This is a genomic window from Streptomyces sp. NPDC008001 (genome assembly GCF_042958085.1).
Classification (GTDB): domain Bacteria; phylum Actinomycetota; class Actinomycetes; order Streptomycetales; family Streptomycetaceae; genus Streptomyces.
This window is the reverse complement of record NZ_JBIBIZ010000002.1, coordinates 504,634-524,485: the sequence shown is the minus strand read 5'-3', so window position 1 is coordinate 524,485 and position 19,852 is coordinate 504,634. Positions and strand designations below refer to the sequence as shown.

The 19,852-nt window shown below is 74.9% G+C and carries 16 protein-coding genes and 1 pseudogene; 3 read left to right on the top strand and 14 right to left on the bottom strand.

The genetic code is table 11. From position 1 onward, the window contains the following. Positions 1-162: 162 nt before the first annotated feature. Positions 163-924, top strand: a complete 762-nt coding sequence (locus tag ACFZCD_RS07385) for a TetR/AcrR family transcriptional regulator (protein ID WP_391828816.1) — start codon at positions 163-165, stop codon at positions 922-924. A gap of 6 nt (positions 925-930) precedes the next feature. Here the strand turns inward: ACFZCD_RS07385 and ACFZCD_RS07380 are convergent, their stop codons facing one another. Beyond that, positions 931-2,097 carry an FAD-dependent oxidoreductase gene (locus ACFZCD_RS07380; protein ID WP_391828815.1) on the bottom strand — a complete coding sequence of 389 codons (1,167 nt, stop codon included), beginning with the start codon at positions 2,095-2,097 and terminating at the stop codon, positions 931-933. A gap of 171 nt (positions 2,098-2,268) precedes the next feature. Then, positions 2,269-2,973 carry a response regulator gene (locus ACFZCD_RS07375; RefSeq protein ID WP_391828814.1) on the bottom strand — a complete coding sequence of 235 codons (705 nt, stop codon included), beginning with the start codon at positions 2,971-2,973 and terminating at the stop codon, positions 2,269-2,271. A gap of 253 nt (positions 2,974-3,226) precedes the next feature. On the opposite strand from ACFZCD_RS07375, the gene ACFZCD_RS07370 reads away from it, so the two are divergent. Further along, a complete protein-coding gene (locus ACFZCD_RS07370; RefSeq protein WP_391828813.1) occupies positions 3,227-4,510 on the top strand; it encodes a globin domain-containing protein in 1,284 nt (427 codons plus the stop codon). Here ACFZCD_RS07370 and ACFZCD_RS07365 read toward each other — a convergent pair. The 6 genes and pseudogenes from ACFZCD_RS07365 to ACFZCD_RS07340 all read right to left on the bottom strand — a co-directional run bounded on the left by ACFZCD_RS07365 (position 4,402) and on the right by ACFZCD_RS07340 (position 13,041). Next, positions 4,402-5,292 (bottom strand): sirohydrochlorin chelatase, encoded by an 891-nt coding sequence (locus ACFZCD_RS07365; protein WP_391828811.1) that lies wholly within the window; start codon positions 5,290-5,292, stop codon positions 4,402-4,404. The two genes, ACFZCD_RS07370 and ACFZCD_RS07365, sit on opposite strands and share 109 nt — an antisense overlap. 9 nt (positions 5,293-5,301) lie before the next feature. Beyond that, positions 5,302-6,684, bottom strand: coding sequence for a nitrate/nitrite transporter (locus ACFZCD_RS07360; RefSeq protein WP_391829013.1), 1,383 nt, complete (start codon positions 6,682-6,684; stop codon positions 5,302-5,304). A gap of 12 nt (positions 6,685-6,696) precedes the next feature. Next, a pseudogene (nirD, locus tag ACFZCD_RS07355) lies at positions 6,697-7,035 on the bottom strand (nitrite reductase small subunit NirD); the annotation flags it as partial. Further along, positions 7,032-9,614 (bottom strand): nitrite reductase large subunit NirB, encoded by a 2,583-nt coding sequence (nirB, locus tag ACFZCD_RS07350; RefSeq protein ID WP_391828809.1) that lies wholly within the window; start codon positions 9,612-9,614, stop codon positions 7,032-7,034. The pseudogene nirD and the gene nirB, both read right to left, overlap by 4 nt. Next, positions 9,614-10,822, bottom strand: coding sequence for an NAD(P)/FAD-dependent oxidoreductase (locus tag ACFZCD_RS07345; protein ID WP_391828807.1), 1,209 nt, complete (start codon positions 10,820-10,822; stop codon positions 9,614-9,616). Before ACFZCD_RS07345 ends, nirB begins: the two co-directional genes overlap by 1 nt. Further along, positions 10,819-13,041: a molybdopterin oxidoreductase family protein gene (locus ACFZCD_RS07340; protein WP_391828805.1), complete on the bottom strand. Its 2,223-nt coding sequence runs from the start codon at positions 13,039-13,041 to the stop codon at positions 10,819-10,821. The genes ACFZCD_RS07345 and ACFZCD_RS07340 overlap by 4 nt, the downstream gene beginning before the upstream one ends. 191 nt (positions 13,042-13,232) lie before the next feature. Between ACFZCD_RS07340 and ACFZCD_RS07335 the strand changes: the two genes are divergently transcribed. Then, positions 13,233-14,363 carry a uroporphyrinogen-III synthase gene (locus ACFZCD_RS07335; protein WP_391828803.1) on the top strand — a complete coding sequence of 377 codons (1,131 nt, stop codon included), beginning with the start codon at positions 13,233-13,235 and terminating at the stop codon, positions 14,361-14,363. A 52-nt stretch (positions 14,364-14,415) separates the two neighbouring features. On the opposite strand, the gene ACFZCD_RS07330 is transcribed toward ACFZCD_RS07335, so the two are convergent. The 6 genes from ACFZCD_RS07330 to ACFZCD_RS07305 all read right to left on the bottom strand — a co-directional run bounded on the left by ACFZCD_RS07330 (position 14,416) and on the right by ACFZCD_RS07305 (position 19,852). Continuing rightward, positions 14,416-15,231 carry a VOC family protein gene (locus ACFZCD_RS07330; RefSeq protein WP_391828802.1) on the bottom strand — a complete coding sequence of 272 codons (816 nt, stop codon included), beginning with the start codon at positions 15,229-15,231 and terminating at the stop codon, positions 14,416-14,418. A 56-nt stretch (positions 15,232-15,287) separates the two neighbouring features. Next, entirely contained in the window at positions 15,288-16,568 is a 1,281-nt protein-coding gene (locus ACFZCD_RS07325; RefSeq protein ID WP_391828800.1) for an MFS transporter, read from the bottom strand. A 104-nt stretch (positions 16,569-16,672) separates the two neighbouring features. Further along, positions 16,673-17,329, bottom strand: coding sequence for a class I SAM-dependent methyltransferase (locus ACFZCD_RS07320; RefSeq protein WP_391828799.1), 657 nt, complete (start codon positions 17,327-17,329; stop codon positions 16,673-16,675). Next, positions 17,326-17,991: a serine O-acetyltransferase EpsC gene (epsC, locus tag ACFZCD_RS07315; RefSeq protein ID WP_391828797.1), complete on the bottom strand. Its 666-nt coding sequence runs from the start codon at positions 17,989-17,991 to the stop codon at positions 17,326-17,328. The genes ACFZCD_RS07320 and epsC overlap by 4 nt, the downstream gene beginning before the upstream one ends. Beyond that, positions 17,988-18,578 (bottom strand): NADPH-dependent FMN reductase, encoded by a 591-nt coding sequence (locus ACFZCD_RS07310; protein ID WP_391828796.1) that lies wholly within the window; start codon positions 18,576-18,578, stop codon positions 17,988-17,990. Before ACFZCD_RS07310 ends, epsC begins: the two co-directional genes overlap by 4 nt. Beyond that, a complete protein-coding gene (locus tag ACFZCD_RS07305) occupies positions 18,575-19,852 on the bottom strand; it encodes an ATP-grasp domain-containing protein (protein ID WP_391828794.1) in 1,278 nt (425 codons plus the stop codon). The genes ACFZCD_RS07310 and ACFZCD_RS07305 overlap by 4 nt, the downstream gene beginning before the upstream one ends.

Below are 19,852 nucleotides of genomic sequence, written 5' to 3'. Positions count from 1 at the left end.
TCGAACGTGAACCCCATCGAGCGCACGGCGTGCGCTGCTCCGAACACTGTACGGTGGCCGCACACTGTTCGGCAAGGCGTACATCGTTCGGGAAGCCCGCTATCCTGCACGAGCCACAGAAGCCGCAAGCCGCAAGCCGCAAGCCGTAAGAGAGGAGCCCGCATGCCGGCCCACGAGCAGCAGCCGATCCCGTCCGTGTGGACCCGCCCCCAGCGCCGCAAGCGCGAGCAACCCGCGCTGAGCCGGGAGCAGATCGTGACCGCCGCGCTCGAACTGCTCGACGCCGAGGGCCTCGACGCCCTGAGCATGCGGAAGCTCGGCACCCGGCTGAACGCCGGCGCCACCTCCCTCTACACGCACGTCGCCAACAAGGACGAGATCGTCGAGCTGGTCGTGGACGAGGTCTACGGCGAGATCGACGTACCCGGCGCCGGCGGCGGCGAGGCCTCCGCGGCCGACTGGCGCGAGGCCGCCACCCGCTGCGCCCTGAGCCTGCGCGCCACCGTCCTCAAGCACCCCTGGATGGGCACCGTCCTCGGCGGCATGGGAGTGACCCAGCTCGGCCCGAACGTGATGCGGCTGTCCGAGGGCCTGCTCGCGATGTTCGGCGCGGCCGGCCTGCCCGCGGACGAGGCCGACCTCGCCGTGTCCACGCTCAGCGCTTACGTCATCGGCATGACCGTGAGCGAGGCCGCGTGGCTGACGACGCTCGCACGGAGCGGGCGCAGCGAGCAGGAGTGGGTGGAGAGCCTGTGGCCCGCCGCCGAAGAGGCGGCGCAAGAGCACCCCCGGTTGCGGGAGCAGTACGCCGCACTGCGCGGCAAGGACCCGCGCGAGGAGCGCGACGCGCAGTTCCGCTACGGCCTGGAGCGGGTCCTCGACGGGCTGGCGGGACGGATCACCCCGGCCACCACCACCGGCTGAGGCGCCTCACGACCCGGACGACCCCCGCGGCTTTCCCGTCAGTGCCGAGGCGAGGTACCGGCCCACCCCCGGCAGCCGGGCCGCGCGCAAGGCGAGGCGGCGGGCGCGCAGTTGGGCCGGGGTGTGGGGGAGGAACCAGCGGACGCCCTTGCGGGCCGCGCGTTGTTTCTGCGTGACCACGGGGCGCCACTGTTCCTCGTAGCGCCGCAGGGCCGTCACGGCCGAGGGCGCCTCGCACAGCTGCTCGGCGAGGAGGCGGGCGCCGGCCACGCCGAGGGAGGCGCCCTGGCCGGCGAGCAGGGAGACCGCGTAGCAGGCGTCGCCGACGAGGGTCACGCATCCCCGGCTCCAGCTCGGCACCTCGGTCTGCGCGACCTGGTCGTAGTAGACGTCCTCGGCCGGCGGGCAGGCGCGGAGGGCCCGCGGGACGACCCAGCCGAGTCCGCCGTACTCCCGGCGCAGCGCCTCGCGCGGGTCGCCGGGCCGGCCGGGGTCGGCCGTGCGGTGGACGGCGAAGGCCGCCACGTGGCCGTCGCGCAGGCTGTAGAAGCCCATCTGCCGGTCGGTCGTGTCGGTGAGGACGAAGCTGTCGCGGCAGGCGGCGTGGACCTCGGCGTCCTCGAAGACGAACGCCGCGGTGTGGAAGCCGAGATGGCGGACGTACCGCTCGTCCTCGCCGAAGGCGAGCCTCCGCACCGCCGAGTGGACGCCGTCCGCCCCCACGACGACGTCGGCTTCGAGGCGCGTGCCGTCGTCGAGCGTGACGCAGGCGCCGTCCTGGTGGCCGGCGACCGCCTTGAGGGTGCTGCCGAACCGTACGTCGACGCGGCCGGGCAGGCTCTCGTACAGGGCGCGTTCCAGGTCCGGCCGCATGATGCTGACCAGCCGGCCGTGGAGGGCCTTGTTCAGCGTCGTGTACGTCATCCCGGCCGTCCGGTGCCCGCGCTCGTCCACGTAGCGGAGCTCGTCCACCGCGTAGCCGAGCTTGTGCAGGCGGGGCAGCAGGCCCAGCTCCTCGGCGGCCTCGTAGCCCGGGCCGAAGAAGTCGATCATGTAGCCCTGCGTGCGCAGACCGGGGGCCTTCTCCAGGACCACCACCTCCCAGGCCCGGTCACCGAGACACCGGGCGAGGGTGAGTCCGGCGATGCCACCTCCACAGATCACGGCCTTCATCGGATCAGCCTCCTCTCGCCCCGTGTTCCCGGGGAGGCTGCGGCCACACTCGCCCCGCCGGGCGTTACCTCCCGGTAGTACGGCGGGAAGACCCGGGATGTGCCTGGTCAGGGGCGGGGTTCGCGGACTGGGGCGTGATCTGCCATACGTCCACAGCGGATCCCGTCGCAGCTACGGCTTCTTCGTCCGGCCCGCTATCACCGCCGCCTGCACCCGCCTCCCCACCCCCAGCTTCGCCAGGATGGACGAGATCCGGTTCTTGACCGTCTTCTCCGCGAGGAAGAGCCGGTCCGCGATCTGGCGGTTCGTCAGCCCCTCCCCGATGAGGTCGAGGATCTGCCGCTCGCGGGGCGAGAGGCTGTCGAGCTCCGACGTCTCGGGGGCCTCCGGCTCCCGCGGCGCCCGCAGCCTGGCCATCACCCGGGACGCCGTGCGCGGGTCGAGCATGGACCTGCCCGTGGCCACCGTCCGTACCGCCGAGACCAGCTCCGAGCCGTTGATCTGCTTGAGGACGTAGCCCGCGGCGCCCGCCATGATGGCGTCGAAGAGGGCCTCGTCGTCGTCGAAGGACGTCAGCATCAGGCACGCCAGCTCCGGCATCCGGGCGCGGAGCTCGCGGCACACCCCGATGCCCCCGTGGTCGCCGCCCTCCGCGGCCGCTTCCCCGAGGCGCACGTCGAGGACGGCCACGTGCGGGCGGGACGCCGGTACGCGCGCGAGGGCCTCCCGGCCCGTGGCCGCCTCCCCGACGACCTCGATGTCCGGCTCCGCTTCGAGGAGGTCGCGCACGCCGCGGCGGACCACCTCGTGGTCGTCGAGGATGAACACGCGCAACGGCCCGGCGGCGCCCGGCGTTTCGGCGGTTAACCTGTCCATTCCGTCCATTCGGCCCGTTCGATCTATTCGGCCTGTTCGGTCTATCCAGTCCATACGGGGCAGTATGTCCGGCGCCCGTACGAGGCAGTGTGTCCGGCCCGTACGAGGCAGTGTGCCCGGCGGCCGGGGCCAGCTCACACCGCGCCCGTACCCGCCGGATAGGGCCGAACGGCCCTGCGGACCGGGGCCGGGTGGTCCCGCAGGCCCGTTGCCATACTGGCGCGCCCCAGCCTGTGCGAGGAGCTGCCGACCCGTGAACCCCGTCAACGACACGTACCACTCCCTGCTCGCCCGGCACGACGCGATGCGGCTGCGGAGGCGCCTGCTCTCCCCCGGACAGCAGGGAGCGGAGGGCGCCGCGCGCTCCTTACGGACCGGAGCACCGGCCCCTGCATCGCAGCAACCGTACGACGGCGCCGCCGACCAGCGCGTCATCACCGAGCACCTCGAACTCGTCACGCCCTTCGAGGACTTGATCGCCCACCTCTACGAGGCGATGTTCGCCCACTGGCCCTACCTGCGGCGCCTCTTCCCGGATTCCATGGAGTTCCAGCGCAAGCACCTTGCATCGATCTTCTGGTACCTGATCGAGAACCTGCACGAGCCCGGCGAGGTCGCGGCCACCTTCACCCGTCTCGGCCGCGACCACCGCAAGCTGGGCGTACGGCCCGCCCACTACCGGGCGTTCGAGGCGGCGCTGTGCGAGGCGCTGCGGCGTGCGGCGGGGCCGCGCTGGAGCGAGGGCATGGAGCAGGCGTGGGTGCGCATGCTGCGGTTCGCGGTGGCGGCCATGGTCGAGGGCGCGGAGGCCGCCCTGGGCGAGCCGCCGGCCTGGCAGGCCACCGTCACCGGCCACGACCTGCGCCGCGCGGACCTCGCCGTCCTGCACGTACGGCCGCACGAGCCGTACCCGTACCGGGCCGGGCAGTTCGCCTCCGTGGCCTCGCCGCTCCTGCCCCAGGCGTGGCGGCAGTACTCGCTCGCGTGCGCGCCCCGGCCGGACGGCGAGCTGGAGTTCCACGTGAAACTGACCGGCCGCGGCGGCGTCAGCGAGGCCCTGGTGGCGGGCACGCGGACCGGGGACACCCTGCGACTGGGGCCGCCCGGCGGGACGATGACGCTGGACGACAACCTCGCCGACGACCTGCTGCTCGTCGCGGGAGACACCGGCTGGGCCGCGGTCAAGGCGCTGCTGCAGGAACTCGCCGCGCGCAGGGCCGCCCGCCGTACCGCGCCCCGCAGCGTGCACTTGTTCCTCGGGGTGCGGCACCCTTCCGCGCTGTACGACACGGAGTCGCCCGCCGAACTGCGCCGCCGCTACCCGTGGCTCCGGGTCACCCAGGTGACCGGCGAGGGCCCGGCACCGGGCGAGTACGGGGCGCTGGCGGACGTGGTCGCGGGGCACGGCGACTGGTCCACGCACCTCGTCTACGTGAGCGGCCCGCCCCCCATGGCCGGGCCGCTCGTGGCGAGGCTTGCTGCGGAACGGGTGCCTGCCGGGCGCATCCGCCACGATCCGCTGCCGGACCGGGCGTGAGACCCCGAAGGCCCCGTAAGCCCCGCAAGCCCTGTAAGCCCCGAAAACCCCGCCGCACCCCCGGCCCGCTCGTACCGCCGCAGGACCAGCCGCACAACGGCCTCATGCGCCCCGAGCGGATCCGAGACGACTACCCCACCCCCGTCCCCGACCCCACCCCACGCCCGCGCATCCCTCACTCCCCTCCGTACGGACTCGCTGAAGTGTCCCGGCGCCGTCAGGTACGTGGCCACGGAGACGTCCTCGTGCCCCTCGGCCCGCAGCTCCGCGACGGCCGCCGCGGGGCGCGGCCCGTCGCCCGACACGTATGCCGGCACGACCCTCACTCCCGTCCGCAGCGCCAGCAGCCGGGCCATGCGCTCGGTGTCCGTACGGGCCGCGGGGTCGGAGGAGCCGGCCGCGGCGAGGACGACGGGCGCCGGGCTCCGCGCGTCCCGCCCCGCCTCCGCCAGCCGGTCCGCGAGCGCCTCCGCGAGCAGCGGGTGCGGTCCCAGCGCGGGGGCGGTGCGGCAGCGCAGCCGGGCCGCCGCGGCGGCCACCGCGGCGGGGACGTCGGCCCGTAGGTGGTAGCCGGTCCCGAGGAGCAGCGGTACGAGCACGGCGCGGCCGTGCAGCCCGGCCAGGACCTCCTCCAGGGAGGGCGCCACCAGGCCGAGGTAGCCGGCCCGGACGACGAGCTCCGGCCGCAGCGCCCGCAGGCGCCCTGCCAGTGCCTCGGTGACGGCGGCCCCGGCGGGGCTCCGGGTGCCGTGGGCGACGAGGACGAGGGCGGGCGTCGTCACCGGCACCGGCTACACCCCCGCCGGGCGGCCCGGGCGGGGCCGCAGGTACACCGCCCACGTCAGGGCCGCGCACAGGGCGTACGTGGCCAGGAAGGCCAGGTACGCCGCGTCCCCGTTGTGCGAGCCGAGGAAGGACTGGCGGAAGGCGAGGTTGACCAGGACACCGCCGAAGGCGCCCACCGCGCCGGCGATGCCGATCAGGGCCGACGAGCGGCGCCGGGAGGCCTCCTCGGCCTCGGCGGGGTCGGCGCCGTGCTCCTCGACCGCGGTCCGGGCCCGGGCGCGGAAGATCGCCGGGATCATCTTGTACGTCGAGCCGTTTCCGATGCCGCTGAAGACGAACAGCGCCACGAATCCGGTGAGGAACAGCGGCAGCGAGTCCTGCCGGGAGGCGATCAGGACGGTCACCGCGCCCGCCGCCATCGCCCCGTAGTTCGCCAGGGTCACCCGGGCCCCGCCCCAGCGGTCGGCCAGCAGCCCGCCGACGGGGCGCACGAGCGAGCCGAGGAGCGGGCCGAGGAAGGTGAGGCCAGCGGCCTTGACCGGGGTGCCGAAGTCGCCGTGGAACTGCACCTGCAGCACCTGCCCGAAGGCGAAGCCGAAGCCGATGAACGAGCCGAAGGTGCCGATGTAGAGCACCGACATCACCCATGTGTGCGGCTCGCGGCAGATCTCGCGCAGAGCGCGCTTGTCGTTGCGCAGGGCGGTCAGGTTGTCCATGCGCAGCGCGGCGCCGAGGGCCGCGAGGGCGATCAGCGGGATGTAGAGCAGCGGCAGCAGGCGCGGGTGGGCACTGCCGGCGGTGGCCAGGATCAGCAGGCCGAGGAGCTGGACGACGGGGACGCCGAGGTTGCCGCCGCCGGCGTTGACGCCGAGGGCCCAGCCCTTGAGGCGCTGCGGGTAGAAGGCGTTGATGTTGGCCATGGAGGACGCGAAGTTGCCGCCGCCCACACCGGCGACGCACGCGACGGCGAGCAGGGTCCCGTAGGAGACGCCGGGTTCGAGGACGATGCCGGCCAGGACGGTGGGGACGAGCAGCAGGAGGGCGCTGATCACCGTCCAGTTGCGGCCGCCGAACTTCGCCACGGCGACCGTGTACGGCAGCCGCAACACCGCCCCGAGGGCCGTGGGCAGGGCGGTGAGCAGGAACTTCCCGGCGGGGTCGATGCCGTACTCGGGCCCGAGGAAGAGAACCAGGACGGACCACAGGCTCCAGACGGAGAAGCCGATGTGCTCGGAGAGGACGGAGAAGAGGAGGTTGCGGCGGGCGACGCGGGCGCCGGTCTCCTGCCAGAAGGCGGGGTCCTCGGGGCGCCAGTCGCCGATGTCGCGGGGGCGGGCCCGGGGCGGCGGGGCGGGGCCCTCCGCGGCCGCCGGAGCCGCCGGAGCCACCGCGGCCGGGCCGTCCGCCCGCCGCACCGGCCACACCCGGACCGACGCCTCGCTCCCGTCCGGCGCCACCGGCTCGTCCAGGCAGGTGCCCGTCCGCAGGCAGAACGCCTGCTTGTACATGGGCGAGGCCACGACCGGCGCTCCGTCGCGGCTGCCGAGGATGCCGCGCGACAGGACGTACGCGCCGCTGAACGGGTCGCGGTTGCCGACGGCGTACACCTCCCCCGCGCGGTCGCGGAAGACGGCCACCTGCTGCTCGCCGACCAGTACCGCGACCCCGCGCCCGGGGACGAGCGCCTCCCAGTCGCACACGGGCCGCCAGCCCGTACCGTCGTGGATCTCCACGGTCATCGTGCACGCACCTCGAGCTCGGCGCCGGCCACCAGGGCCGGGCGGATCTGTCCCCGTTCGGGGACGAAGCGGATGGTCGGGTCGGGGGTGCCGGGGGCGTTGGCGAAGGAGGCGAAGCGGCGCAGCCGCACAGGGTCCGCGAGGGTGGCGGCCCACTCGTCCTCGTACGTCGCGATGTGCCGCTCCATGAGCGCGTCCAGGTCGGCGCAGATGCCGAGGGAGTCGTCCATGACGACGGCCCGCAGGTGGTCCAGGCCGCCGTCGAGGCGTTCGAGCCAGGGGGCGGTGCGCTCCAGGCGGTCGGCGGTGCGGATGTAGAACATCAGGAAGCGGTCGATGGTGCGGATGAGCGTCTCGCGGTCGAGGTCGGAGGCGAGCAGGTCGGCGTGGCGCGGCGTCATGCCGCCGTTGCCGCCGACGTAGAGGTTCCAGCCGGCGGAGGTGGCGATGACGCCGAAGTCCTTGCTCTGCGCCTCGGCGCACTCGCGGGCGCAGCCGGAGACGGCGGACTTGAGCTTGTGCGGGGCGCGCAGGCCGCGGTAGCGCAGCTCCAGTTCGACGGCGAGGGCCACGGAGTCCTGGACGCCGTAGCGGCACCAGGTCTCCCCCACGCAGGACTTCACGGTGCGCAGGGCCTTGCCGTACGCGTGGCCGGATTCGAAGCCGGCTTCGACCAGGCGCCGCCAGATGTCCGGGAGCTGGTCGACGGTGGCGCCGAACAGGTCGATGCGCTGCCCGCCGGTGATCTTCGTGTAGAGGCCGTAGTCGCGGGCGATCTCGCCGATGACGATGAGGCCGTCGGGGGTGATCTCGCCGCCGGGGACGCGCGGGACGACGGAGTACGAGCCGTTGCGCTGGAGGTTGGCCAGGAAGTGGTCGTTGGTGTCCTGGAGGGCGGCCTGTTCGCCATCGAGGATGTGGCCGTTGCCGAGGCTCGCGAGGATGGAGGCGACGACGGGCTTGCACACGTCGCAGCCCTCGCCGGTCCCGTGTTCCTCCACGAGGCGCGAGAAGCTGTCGATGCCCTTGACGCGGACGATCTCGTAGAGCTCGGCGCGGGTGCGGTCGAAGTGCTCGCACAGGCCGCGGGCGGTCTCGACGCCGGCGGCGGCGAGCTCCTCGGTCACGAGGGTGCCGAGCAGTTTCACGCAGCTCCCGCAGCCCGTGCCTGCCCTGGTGCACTGCTTGACCTCGGGGACGGTCGTGCAGCCGGTGTCGTTCACGGCCGCCCTGACGGCGCCCTTGGTGACGTGGTGGCACGAGCACACGACCGCCTCGTCGGGCAGCGTCACGGGCCCGGCCGGGGCGCCGGCGGAGGCGGGCAGCACCAGCTGCTCGGGCGGGGCGGACAGGGGCGTGCCGCTGAGGGCGAGGGGGCGCAGGACGTCGTACGCCTCGGTGTCGCCGACCAGGACGCCGCCGAGGAGCGTGCCGCCCTCGCCGATCACCAGCTTCTTGTACACGCCGTCGCGGCTGTTGGAGTACGTGACGTCGAGGGAGCCCTCGGCGGCGCCATGCGCGTCGCCGAAGCTCGCGACGTCGACGCCGAGGAGCTTGAGCTTGGTGGAGGTGTCGGCGCCCGTGAAGGTCCCTTCGCCGTCGCCCTCCCCCTCGCCGCCGCTGCTCGCGAGGTGGCGCGCGGCCGTCTCGGCCATGGCGTAGCCGGGGGCGACGAGCCCGTACACGCGGCCGTCGGCGGCGAGCGCGCACTCGCCGATGGCGAGGACGGCGGGGTCGGCGGTGCGGCAGTGCTCGTCGACGACGATGCCGCCGCGCTCGCCGACGGGCAGGCCGCAGGCGCGGGCAAGTTCGTCCCGCGGGCGCACCCCGGCCGCGAAGATCACGAGTTCGGCGGGGAGTTGCGTGTCGTCGGAGAGGGTGAGGGCCCGGACGCGGCCGTCCTCGCCGGTTTCGACGCGCCGGGCGCCGGCGCCCGTGTGAACGGTGACGCCCAGGTCCTCGATCCTGCGGCGCAGGACGGCGCCGCCGCCGTCGTCCACCTGGAGCGCCATCAGGCGGGGCGCGAACTCGACGACGTGGGTGGCGAGTCCCATGGCCTTGAGCGCGCCCGCCGCCTCCAGGCCGAGCAGCCCGCCGCCGACGACCGCGCCGGCGCCGGCCGTGGCGGCCGCCGCACGGATGGCCTCGACGTCCTCGATGGTGCGGTAGACGTGGCAGCCGGGGGCGTCGTGGCCGGGGACGGGCGGCACGAAGGGGTACGAGCCGGTGGCCAGGACGAGCGCGTCGTAGGGGAGCAGGCGGCCGGAGGCGGTGGTGACGGTGCGCGCGGTGCGGTCGACGGCCGTGGCGGGGTCGCCGAGGTGCAGCTCGATGCCGTACTTCTCCATGAAGCCGGCGGGGCAGAGGGAGAGGTCGTCGGCGGAGGTGCCGGAGAACCAGGAGGTGAGGTGGACGCGGTCGTAGGCGGGGCGCGGCTCCTCGGCGAGGACGGTGACCTGCCACTCGGAGGCCTGCCCGCCCGGCGTGCGCCCGGCCGGGGACTGTTCGAAGAAGGCTTCCAGGAAGCGCTGTCCGACCATGCCGTGGCCGATCAGCACCAGGCGTTTTCCGGGCGTCATCAGAAGGCTCCTCGGGTGGTGAGCAGGTGGAAGGGGTCGGCGGGCACGGGTTCGTCGCGTTCGTAGGCGCGGGTGAGGAGGCCTACCGTCGCCAGGTCGCCGAGGAGGATGCCCCCGGCGATCCGGTCGCCGCGCAGGACGAGCTTTTTGTACGAGCCGCGGGTGGCGTCGGCGAGGCGGAGCACGTCCAGGCCGTCGCCGGGGCCCTGTTCGCCGAACGCCGCGTACTCCAGGGGCCCGGCCGTCAGCCGGGCGTACGGGCGCGAGCCCGCGTACCGCGCGTCCGGGCGGGCGCCGGAGAGCCGGGCGGCCAGCAGGTCGGCCTGTTCCCAGGCGGCGCCGGCCGTGCCGTGCGTCAGGCCGCGGTGCTCGGCGCAGTCGCCGATCGCGTACACGCCGGGGGCGCAGGAGAGGCGGTCGTCGACCACGATGCCGGTGCGGACGGGGAGCCCGGCGGCGCGGGCGAGGGCCGTGCGGGGCGCGGCGCCGCAGGCCAGGACGACGAGGTCGGCGTCCAGGGCCTCTCCGTCGTCCGTCTCCACGGCGGTGACGCGGTCCGTGCCGGCCAGGGAGCGGACCCGGCTCCCGGCGCGCACGGTGACGCCGAGGCCGGCGAGCCGGTGCTGCAGCAGCGTCCCGGCCTGTTCGTCGAGGTGGCGCTCCACGAGGTGGGGGCCGTTGTGGAGGAGCGTGACGGACGGGGCGGGAGCGTCCTTGCGGGCGGCGCCTCGCGCGGCCAGCGCGCGGGCGACGCTCACCCCGAGCACTCCGCCGCCGACGACCACCGCCCGGCGGGCCCGTGCCGCCTCCTCGGCCAGGGCGCGGCTGTCGGCGGCGGTCCGCAGCACGTGCACCCCGCGGCGCGGCGGGCCGCCGGCGCCCTGCGGCACGACCGGCTCGGCGCCGGTGGCCAGGACGAGCTCGTCGTACGGGACTTCGGTGCCGTCCTCCGGCTGCAGGGTGTGGGCGACGGTGTCGATCGCGGTCACCGCGCGGCCGGTGCGCAGCCGCGCGTCACCGCTGAGCAGCGCGAGGTCGTCCGCGGCGTACCGGCCGGTGAGGACGTCCGCGAGCAGGGCCCGGTTGTACGGGTCGCACGGCTCGGCGCCGTACAGCGTCACCTCCGCGTCCCCGCCGAGCGCGTGGAACCGCTCGGCGAACCGCGCCGCGGCCATCCCGGCGCCGACCACGGCGATCCGGCGGGTCACCGCCCGGCCTCCGCCGCCGCGCCGGCCGCGGCCGGCTCCCCGCGCTCCCCCGGCCCCACCCGCTCCACCCGCACCGCGCACACCTTGAACTCGGGCATCCGCGAAACGGGGTCGAGGGCGGGGTTCGTGAGGGAGTTGGCGCGCCCCTCCCCGCCCCAGTGGAAGGGCATGAAGACGGTGTCCGGCCGGATGGTGTCGGTGACGCGCGCCGGGGCGACCGCCCGCCCGCGCCTGCTGCTGACGGCCAGCAGCTCGCCCTCCGCGACCCCGAGGCGGCCGGCGAGGACCGGGTGGAGCTCCACGAACGGGCCGGGCGCGGCCTTGTTGAGCGCGTCGACGCGCCGCGTCTGGGCCCCGCTCTGGTACTGGCCGACGACGCGGCCGGTCGTCAGGAACAGCGGGTAGTCGCCGTCGGGCTCCTCCGCCGCGGGCCGGTGCGCCACGGCGGTGAACCGCGCCCGCCCGTCGGGGGTCGCGAAGCGGTCCAGGAAGAGGCGCGGCGTGCCGGGGTGGTCCGGGGCGGGGCAGGGCCAGAAGACGCCGTCCTCGGCGCGGATGCGGTCGTAGCTGATGCCCGCATAGTCCGCCTGGCCGCCGGCCGAGGCGCGCCGCAGCTCCTCGAAGACCTCCTCGGGGTCGGCGGGGAAGCCCTTCGGCACGCCGAGCCGGCCGGCGAGCCCGTGCAGGACGGCGAGGTCGCTGCGGACGCCTTCCGGGGCGTCGACGGCCTTGCGGCGCAGGATGACGCGGCCTTCGAGGTTCGTGGTGGTGCCGGTCTCCTCCGCCCACTGGGTGACCGGCAGGACGACGTCGGCGAGCCGGGCGGTCTCGGAGAGGACGATGTCGCCGACGGCGAGGAAGTCCAGGGCGCCGATCCGTTCGGCGACGTGGGCGGCGCGGGGGGCGGAGACGACCGGGTTGGAGCCCATGAGCAGGAGGGCGCGGACGCCGCGGGCCCCGCCGTCGCCACCGCCCTCCGCGGTCTCACCGCCGCCGAGCGAGTCCAGCAGCTCGTAGGCGCTGCGGCCCGGCCCGGGCAGGTCGGCGGGGTCGACGCCCCACACGGCGGCGACGTGGGCGCGGGCCGCGGGGTCGGTGATCGAGCGGTAGCCGGGGAGCTGGTCGGCCTTCTGGCCGTGCTCGCGGCCGCCCTGGCCGTTGCCCTGGCCGGTCAGGCAGCCGTAGCCCGAACCGGGGCGCCCGGCCTTGCCGGCCGCCAGGCACAGGTTGATCCACGCGCTGACGGTGTCCGTGCCCTTGCTCTGCTGCTCGGGTCCGCGCGCGGTCAGCACCATGCCCCGCGGCGCGTCCCCGAACATGGCCGCCGCCGCGGCCAGTTGCGTCACCGGCACGCCCGTCAGCCGCTCCACGCGCTCCGGCCAGTGCGCCATCGCGGCGGCCCGCGCCTGCGCGAAGCCCGTCGTGCGGCGGGCGATGAAGTCCTCGTCCAGCCGGCCGTCGGCTATCAGGAGGTGCAGCAGCCCGAGGGCGAGCGCGAGGTCGGTGCCGGGGAGGGGCTGCAGGTGCAGGTCGGCCTGGTCGGCGGTGCGGGTGCGGCGCGGGTCGACGACGATCAGCCGGCCGCCGTTCTCGCGCAGTTCGCGGAAGTAGCGCAGCGCCGGGGGCATCGTCTCGGCCGGGTTGGCGCCGACCAGGATCACGCAGTCCGTACGGGCGACGTCCTCCAGCGGGAACGGCAGGCCGCGGTCGAGCCCGAACGCCCGGCGGTGCGCGGCGGCGGCGGACGACATGCAGAAGCGGCCGTTGTAGTCGATGTGCGGCGTGCGGAGCGCGACCCGCGCGAACTTGCCCAGGAGGTACGCCTTCTCGTTCGTCAGCCCGCCCCCGCCGAAGACCCCGACGGCGTCCTTCCCGTGGCGGCGCTGCGCGGCCGTGAGGCCCGCGGCTGTGAGGTCGAGGGCCTCGTCCCAGGAGGCGGGCCGCAGGGGCAGGTGCTTCGCGTCGCGGACGAGGGGCCGGGTGAGCCGGACCCCGGGGCGCAGGACCGCCGCGGCCGACAGCCCCTTGCCGCACAGCGCACCGCGGTTGACGGGGAAGTCCGGGCGCTCCAGGACCTCCACCGGCTCGGGCCCGGTGCCGCCGGCGAGCGGGCGCAGCCGCATGCCGCACTGCAGGGCGCAGTAGGGGCAGTGGGTGTCGGTGGCCGTCCCGGTCGCCGGGCCGGCGGCCGTACCGGAGGTCGTGCCGGGGGTCGTCATGCCACTGAGCGTCACGCCGTCCCGTTACGCGCCGACATCGGCGATGTTGCTTGTGCGGTACATGCCGTTCACACGAGCGAGCGGGCGGCGTCGGGCGTACGACACGTGCCGTAACGTGCGCGACGTCTTCCCTAACGCCTGTGTGACGGGTGCGCAACGACACCGAAACACGGGCGACGGACCATGCGCGCATGGCAACTGGCACCGCCCCCGCACCCGGCCCGCTCACCGGCTTCGTCATCGGGGTGACCGCGGACCGGCGGCGCGACGAACTGACGGCCCTGCTGGAGCGCAGGGGCGCCCGGGTGATCGAGGCGCCCACGATGCGGATCGTCCCGCTCGGCGACGACGCGGCGCTGCGCCGCGCCACCGAGCGCTGCCTCGCCGCGCCGCTCGACTACGTCGTCGCCACGACCGGCGTCGGCTGGCGGGGCTGGATGAGCGCGGCGGAGGGCTGGGGGCACGGGGCGGAGCTCGCCGAGGCGTGCCGGGGCGCGGAGGTCCTCAGCCGCGGGCCCAAGGCGACCGGCGCGGTGCGCGCCAGCGGCCTGGCGGAGGCGTACTCGCCCGGCTCGGAGGCCACCGACGCCCTCCTGACGTGGCTCCTCGCCCGCGACCTCACCGGCCGCCGCATCGCCGTCCAGGAGCACGGCGCGCCCCTGGAGGGCTTCTCCGCCGCCCTGCGGGAGCGCGGCGCCGAGGTCATAGAGGTGCCCGTCTACCGGTGGACGCCGCCGGAGGACCCGGACGCGGTGCGGCGCCTCGTCGAGCAGACCGTGCGCCGCGAGGTCCACGCCCTCACGTTCACCAGCGCCCCGGCCATCGTCTTCTTCCTGGAGTCCGCGCAGGCGGCCGGGCTGTACGGGGAGGTGCTCGCCGCGCTGCGGGAGGACGTCCTGCCGGTCTGCGTCGGGCCGCTGTGCGCCCGGCCGCTGGAGGACGTCGGCGTCCCGGCGGTGCAGCCGGACCGCGGCCGCCTCGGTGCCCTCGTCCGCACCCTCACGGACACCCTCCCGGCCCGCGACCGGCGGATCCTGCGCACCGGCGCCCGTCCCCTCGTCCTCCAGGGCACGGCCCTCCTCACGGGCGGCGAGGCCGTCTGGCTGCCGCCGGTCCCGGCCGCGCTCCTGCGCGCGCTGGCCGCGCACCCGGGCCGGGTGCTGAGCCGGAACGAGCTGCTCCAGCGGGCCTGGGCGGGCACCGGCGCCGACGAGCACGCGGTGGAGGCGGCAGTGGGGCGGCTGCGCAGCGCGCTGGGCGCGCACGCGGGCCTGATCAGGACGGTCCCCAAGCGGGGCTACCGGCTCGTGGTGGACGACTGAGGCGGGACACCGGCAAACCCGGTGCGACCCTCGGGGTCAGGAGGTGACGGCGTCACTTCTCGTCCGTCATCTCCGGCATCCTGCCCGTCCTCGCGCCCAGGTCGATGACGGCGAACGCGGCGCCCTGCGGGTCGGTCAGGGCCGCGAAGCGGCCGAAGGGGCTGTCCATCGGGCCGAAGTCGAGCTCGCCGCCGCGCTCCCTGGCCTTGGCGACCGCCACGTCGCAGTCGCCCACCGCGAAGAACACCTGGATGTGCGGCGGGGCCTCCGGCGGGAACTCCTCGCCCATCACCATGCGGCCGAGCACCGCGTCGCCGCCGAGGCGGTAGATCTTGAAGTCGATCTGCTCGTCGTCGGTGTCCGCCTCGCCCTTCATGTGCTGCACGCCGTAGGGGAAGACGGCCGGGAAGAAGGCGTCCGCCTTCTCGGGGTCGCGGGTGAAGATCTCGGCCCAGCAGTACGCGCCGGGCGCGCCGCGCTTGCCGAAGCCCTCGTGGGTGCCGGCCTGCCAGACGCCGAAGGCGACGCCCGAGGGGTCGCGCGCGAGGACCATCGTGCCGAAGTCGCCGACGGTCATCGGCTCCATCAGCACCTCGCCGCCGTGGGCGCGGATCCTCTCGGCAGTGGCGGCCGCGTCGGGCGAGGCGAAGTACAGGCACCAGGCGGACCGGCCCTCCTGGCCCGGCATGGGCGGGACGACGGCGGCTACGGCCTTGCCGTCCGCGTACGCCTCCGTGTAGTCGCCGAACTCCGGCGCGCTCTCGCCGAACGTCCATCCCAGGACGTCACCGTAGAAGTCCTTGGCCTTCTCGACGTCCGTGAACATCGCGTCGGCCCAGCACGGCGTGCCCTCTGCTTGAGCGGCCATGGTCGCGGCTCCTTCCGGGCTGGTGCGCAGTCCCCGAGCGGGCCCCGCTTGCCACGCTAACCACCCGCGACCTCGCCCGCACGGGGAGCGCGCAGGGCCGCCAGGCCCACCAGGCCCGCCGCGGCGAGCCCCACCGCCCCGCACGCCAGGAGCCCCGCCCGCGCCCCGTAGTGCTGGACCAGCCAGCCGACCACCGGGCCGCCGACCGGCGTCCCGCCCGTGTAGACGAGCATGTACAGGCCCATCACACGGCCGCGCATCGCCGGGTCCGTGTTCAGCTGCACCAGCGCATTGGCCGTGGTGGAGAACGTCACGCTCAGCAGTCCCACCAGCACCATCAGTACGCCGAAGAACCACACGCCCGGCGCCAGCGACGTCAGCGCCTCCAGGGCGCCGAAGCCGGCCGCCGTGGCCACCAGCACCACCGTCCTGCTGCTCCGCCGCCGCGCCGACAGCAGCGCCCCCACCAGGGCGCCCAGCCCGACCGCCGTCGTCAGGAAGCCGAACTCCTTCGCCCCGCCGTCGAAGACGTTGTACGCGAAGCCGGACAGCAGCGTGGGGAAGTTGAAGCCGAAGGTGCAGACGAACCCGACCAGGACGATCGGCCGCAGGAGCTGCGGATGCTCCCGCACGTGCCGCAGGCCCGCCCGGATCTGGCCCTTCTCGCGCGGCTGCGAGGCCGCCGGGCGCAGTTCGGAGGTGCGGACGGCCAGCAGGGACGCGATCACGGCCACGTAGGAGAGGGCGTTGAGGGCGAACGCCCAGCCGCTGCCGATCACGACGATCAGCGGGCCCGCGACGGCCGGGCCGAGCAGGCGGGCGCTCTGGAAGTTGACGGCGCCCAGGCTGACCGCGTTGGCCACGCGCTCCGGGCCGACCATCTCGGGGACGAACGTCTGGATCGCCGGGTTGGCGAAGACGTTCATGAGGCCGAGCAGGAACGCGAAGACGTAGACGTGGGCGACCACGACGGCGTCCGTCAGCGTGAGCACGGCCAGCGCGGCCGCGAACAGGCCCATCGCGCTCTGCGTGGTCAGCAGGATCCGCCGCTTCGGGTACCGGTCGGCGACCACGCCGCCGAACAGGCCGAACAGCAGCACCGGCAGGAACTGCAGCGCCGTGGTGACGCCCACGGCGAATGTGCTGCCGGTGAGGTGGAAGACCAGCCAGTCCTGGGCGACGAACTGCATCCACGTGCCGGAGTTCGAGATGAACTGCCCGAAGAAGAAGTAGCGGTAGTTGCGGACGGCCAGCGACGCGAACATGCGGGTGCCCGGCTTCGCGGGCGCGGGGGCGGGGGCCTCGGCGGCGGGCCCCCGCCGGGACGGAGCGGTCATCTGTACCAAACCCTCGTGCGGAGCGGAGGACGAGTGGGGCTACGGGTGGCGGGTCGCGACGGCCTGCGGATCACGCGGCGCCACGGCGCGGTCACGCGCCTCGCTTACGCGTCGCGGCGCGCGAGGACCAGCAGATAGGCCAGGCCCGGCAGCTCTCTCCGCACCGTGCGGACGGCCGTCACGGTGAACCCGGCGCCGGCCAGCAGCTCCGTCGCCTCCCCCTCGGTGAACCAGCGCGACAGCCGGCCGTCCTCGGCGCGGTTCAGGACGCCCTCGGCGAGCTCGTCGGCGGTGGTGAACAGGCTGACGGCCAGCAGGCCACCGGGCCGCAGCCGCTGCCGCACGTTCGCGAGGTACGGCTCGTAGTCCTCCGGGGCCTGGTGGTGGAGGACGCCGTTGTCGACGGCGGCGTCGAAGACGCGCTCGTCCGCCAGGTCGGCGAAGTTGCCGACCTCGAAGGAGGCCGCGGCGCCGTGGCGGCGCGCGATGTCGTCCCAGTCGGGGAGCCGGACGAGGTCGACCGCGGTGACGCGGTGGCCGCGCTCGAGCAGGAGCTCCATGTCCCGGCCGCGGCCCGCGCCGATGTCGATGACGCTGCTGCCCGGCGCCAGCTCCGTGCAGAGCAGGGGCACGAGCTCGCGCATGGCCGGTTCCTCGCTCCAGGAGTCCGCGCCGTCCTCGTAGCGCCGGACGAACGCCTCGCGGAGCACCTCGCGGTAGTCCGCGAAGTCCGCGCCGGTGCCGGGGCTCGTCGTACTCACAGGCCGCCTCGCTTCCTCTTCGCTTCCGTGCCGGCCACGACCATGACCGGCTTGCCCTTCGGGTGGATCTCGCTCTTGGGCGCCCAGACCCGGCTCCCGGCCGGGACGTCCGTCGTCACCAGCGCGTGCGCCCCGACGAGGCTGTCGTCGCCGATGCGCACGGGGCCGAGGACGGAGGCGCCCGCCCCCACCACGACCCGGTCGCCGAGGGTGGGGTGGCGCCGCTCGCCCGGCAGCCGGTGCCGGTCCCGCCACCAGCCGACGGCGCCGATGGTGACCTGGTGGTAGAGGGTGACGTCGTCGCCGATCACGGCGTCCTCGCCGATGACGACGGCCGCGCCGTGGTCGATGAACAGCCGCCGTCCCACCTGCGCGCCCGGGTGGATGTCGACGCCGCCGGACAGGAAGCGGCCGGCGAGCGACAGCACGCGGGCCGCGACCCGGTGGCCCCGCGCGTGCAGCCTGCTCGCGGGCCGGTGCAGCCACAGGGCCGGCAGGAAGGGGGCCAGGAGCGCCTCGCCGCGGCTGCGCACGGCGGGGTCGCGGTCGGCCACGACCTTCAGGTCCTCGCGCAGGCAGCGCAGGAAGGACCGCGGACCGGAAGAGACCGGGGAGGCCGGGGAGGGCGGAGGTGACGGATGGGACGGGGGAGGCGAGGTCAAGCCGCCACCTCCGCCCGGTCGCCGGGGACGCCCGTGCCGCGCATCGCGCGCGTGAAGGCGGCGAGCTGGCCGGCCAGTTCGCCGCACCGCGCGTGCACCGGCCCCTGTTCGTCCAGGGCCCTCCCCACGTAGTCCGCGGTCACCGTGCTGACCTGCATCGGCACTGCCCACCCGCCGAGCGCCTTCACCACCTGCCGCAGCTGCTCGCAGGCGGTCGCCGAGCCGCGCGGCCCGCCGGCGTGCGACACCAGGGCCACGGCCTTGCCCTCGAAGGCGTCCGGCGGCAGCAGGTCCACGGCGCTCTTGAGCAGCCCGGAGTAGCCCGAGTGGTAGACGGGCGTCCCGAGGACCAGCGCGTCGCACTCGCGCACCGCGTCGATGAACGCACGCGCCTGCGGTACGGGGTGGGGTTCGGGGCTCCAGTAGTGGTCGGGGTGGGCCGGCGGCAGACCGAGCACGGCGAGGTCGGCAAGCACGCTCTCGAAGCCGTGCTGCTCCAGCAGGCCGCCGACGTGCTCCACCAGGGCCCGGGTGTGGGAGCCGTGGCTCGGGCTCCCGGCGACGCACAGCACGCGCGGACGGCTCACGACGCACCGTCCGCATCGCCCGCGCGCCGGGACCCGTCCGTCTCGACCGTCACCCGCACGAGGCCGTGCGCCTCTTCCGCCGCCTTCCTCGCCTCGGCGGCCGTGCCGCCCGTCGTGATGAGGAAGCCGAGCCGGTCGAAGTTGTTGCGGGCGGGGCGCACCTGCTGCCCGGGACGGGCGTGCAGCATCACCTCGGCCGTTCCGGGGGCGCTTCGCGCCGCCTCCGCGTCGATGCCGGCGAGCACCCCGGACACCGGTGCGGTGATCGCCCGGATGCAGCCCACGCCGTGCGCCGCGGAGGGCGACGGGCTGCCGCCCAGGGCGAGTTCGATGACGTCGTGGTAGATGTTCCGGCCGAGGACGTAATTGATCATCGTGGGGACGTAGCCGCCGATGAGCCGGCCGTTGATCTCGATGATCTGCGGCCCGTCCGGGCCGAGGACCACCTCGGTGTGGGTGTGCGCGCGCCGGATGCCGGCCGCGTCGAGCGCGTCCGCGACGACGCGCTCGACGGCCTCGCGCACGTCGTCGGCGAGTTCGGCGGGGAAGCAGCCGCCCAGCTCGACCGGGTGCGGCGCGGGCGCCAGCATGCGGTCCACGCAGCCGTACGGGGTGCTGGTGCCGTCGACGGTCACCATCTCGCAGCTGACCACCGGGCCGGGCACGTAGGCCTCCAGCAGGGCCACGCCGCTGCCGGCGACGCCGCGCCCGTACGAGCGCGTGCCGGCGATGGCCCGCGTCAGCTCCGCCACCTCCGCGGCGTCGGTGGCGACGCCGACGTGGAGGGAGCCGAAGCCGTCGGCCGGCTTGACCACGACGGGGTAGCCGATCTCGCCGGCCGCGGCCACGGCCTCCTCGGGCGTCAGCGCCCGCCGGAACGCCGGCTGCGGGACGCCCGCGGCGGCCAGGAGCTCGCGCACGGCGTGCTTGTCGCGCAGGCGCCGCATCACCGCCGCGCTCTCGAAGGGCAGGCCGAGCGACTCGGCGACCTCGGCCGTGGCGGGCAGGTGGCCCTCGCTGAGGGCGAGCAGGCCGTGCACGGGGTGCTTGCGGTGGAGCGAGCCGATGACGTCGAGCAGGCCGCCCGGGTCCGTGGTGGGGACTCCGGCCAGCAGCCGGGTCGGCACCTTCAGCGCCTCCTCGCCGCCCTCCGCGGCGAGGTAGGGGTCGAGGGAGTGGGCCACGAAGGTCACTTCGTGGCCGAGCGCGACGGCCTCGGCCACGATCTTGAATCCGGCCGTCGGGGTCGTTTCGACCAGGACGAGGTGGGCCAT

Excerpts from the sequence above, each read along its gene's own strand:
- ACFZCD_RS07385 (WP_391828816.1), top strand. The coding sequence starts at position 163 with ATGCCGGCCCACGAGCAGCAGCCGATCCCGTCCGTGTGGACCCGCCCC.
- ACFZCD_RS07380 (WP_391828815.1), bottom strand. The coding sequence starts at position 2,097 with ATGAAGGCCGTGATCTGTGGAGGTGGCATCGCCGGACTCACCCTCGCC.
- ACFZCD_RS07375 (WP_391828814.1), bottom strand. The coding sequence starts at position 2,973 with ATGGACAGGTTAACCGCCGAAACGCCGGGCGCCGCCGGGCCGTTGCGC.
- nirB (WP_391828809.1), bottom strand. The coding sequence starts at position 9,614 with ATGACGCCCGGAAAACGCCTGGTGCTGATCGGCCACGGCATGGTCGGA.
- ACFZCD_RS07340 (WP_391828805.1), bottom strand. The coding sequence starts at position 13,041 with ATGACGACCCCCGGCACGACCTCCGGTACGGCCGCCGGCCCGGCGACC.
- ACFZCD_RS07335 (WP_391828803.1), top strand. The coding sequence starts at position 13,233 with ATGGCAACTGGCACCGCCCCCGCACCCGGCCCGCTCACCGGCTTCGTC.
- ACFZCD_RS07330 (WP_391828802.1), bottom strand. The coding sequence starts at position 15,231 with ATGGCCGCTCAAGCAGAGGGCACGCCGTGCTGGGCCGACGCGATGTTC.
- ACFZCD_RS07325 (WP_391828800.1), bottom strand. The coding sequence starts at position 16,568 with ATGACCGCTCCGTCCCGGCGGGGGCCCGCCGCCGAGGCCCCCGCCCCC.
- ACFZCD_RS07305 (WP_391828794.1), bottom strand. The coding sequence starts at position 19,852 with ATGGCCCACCTCGTCCTGGTCGAAACGACCCCGACGGCCGGATTCAAG.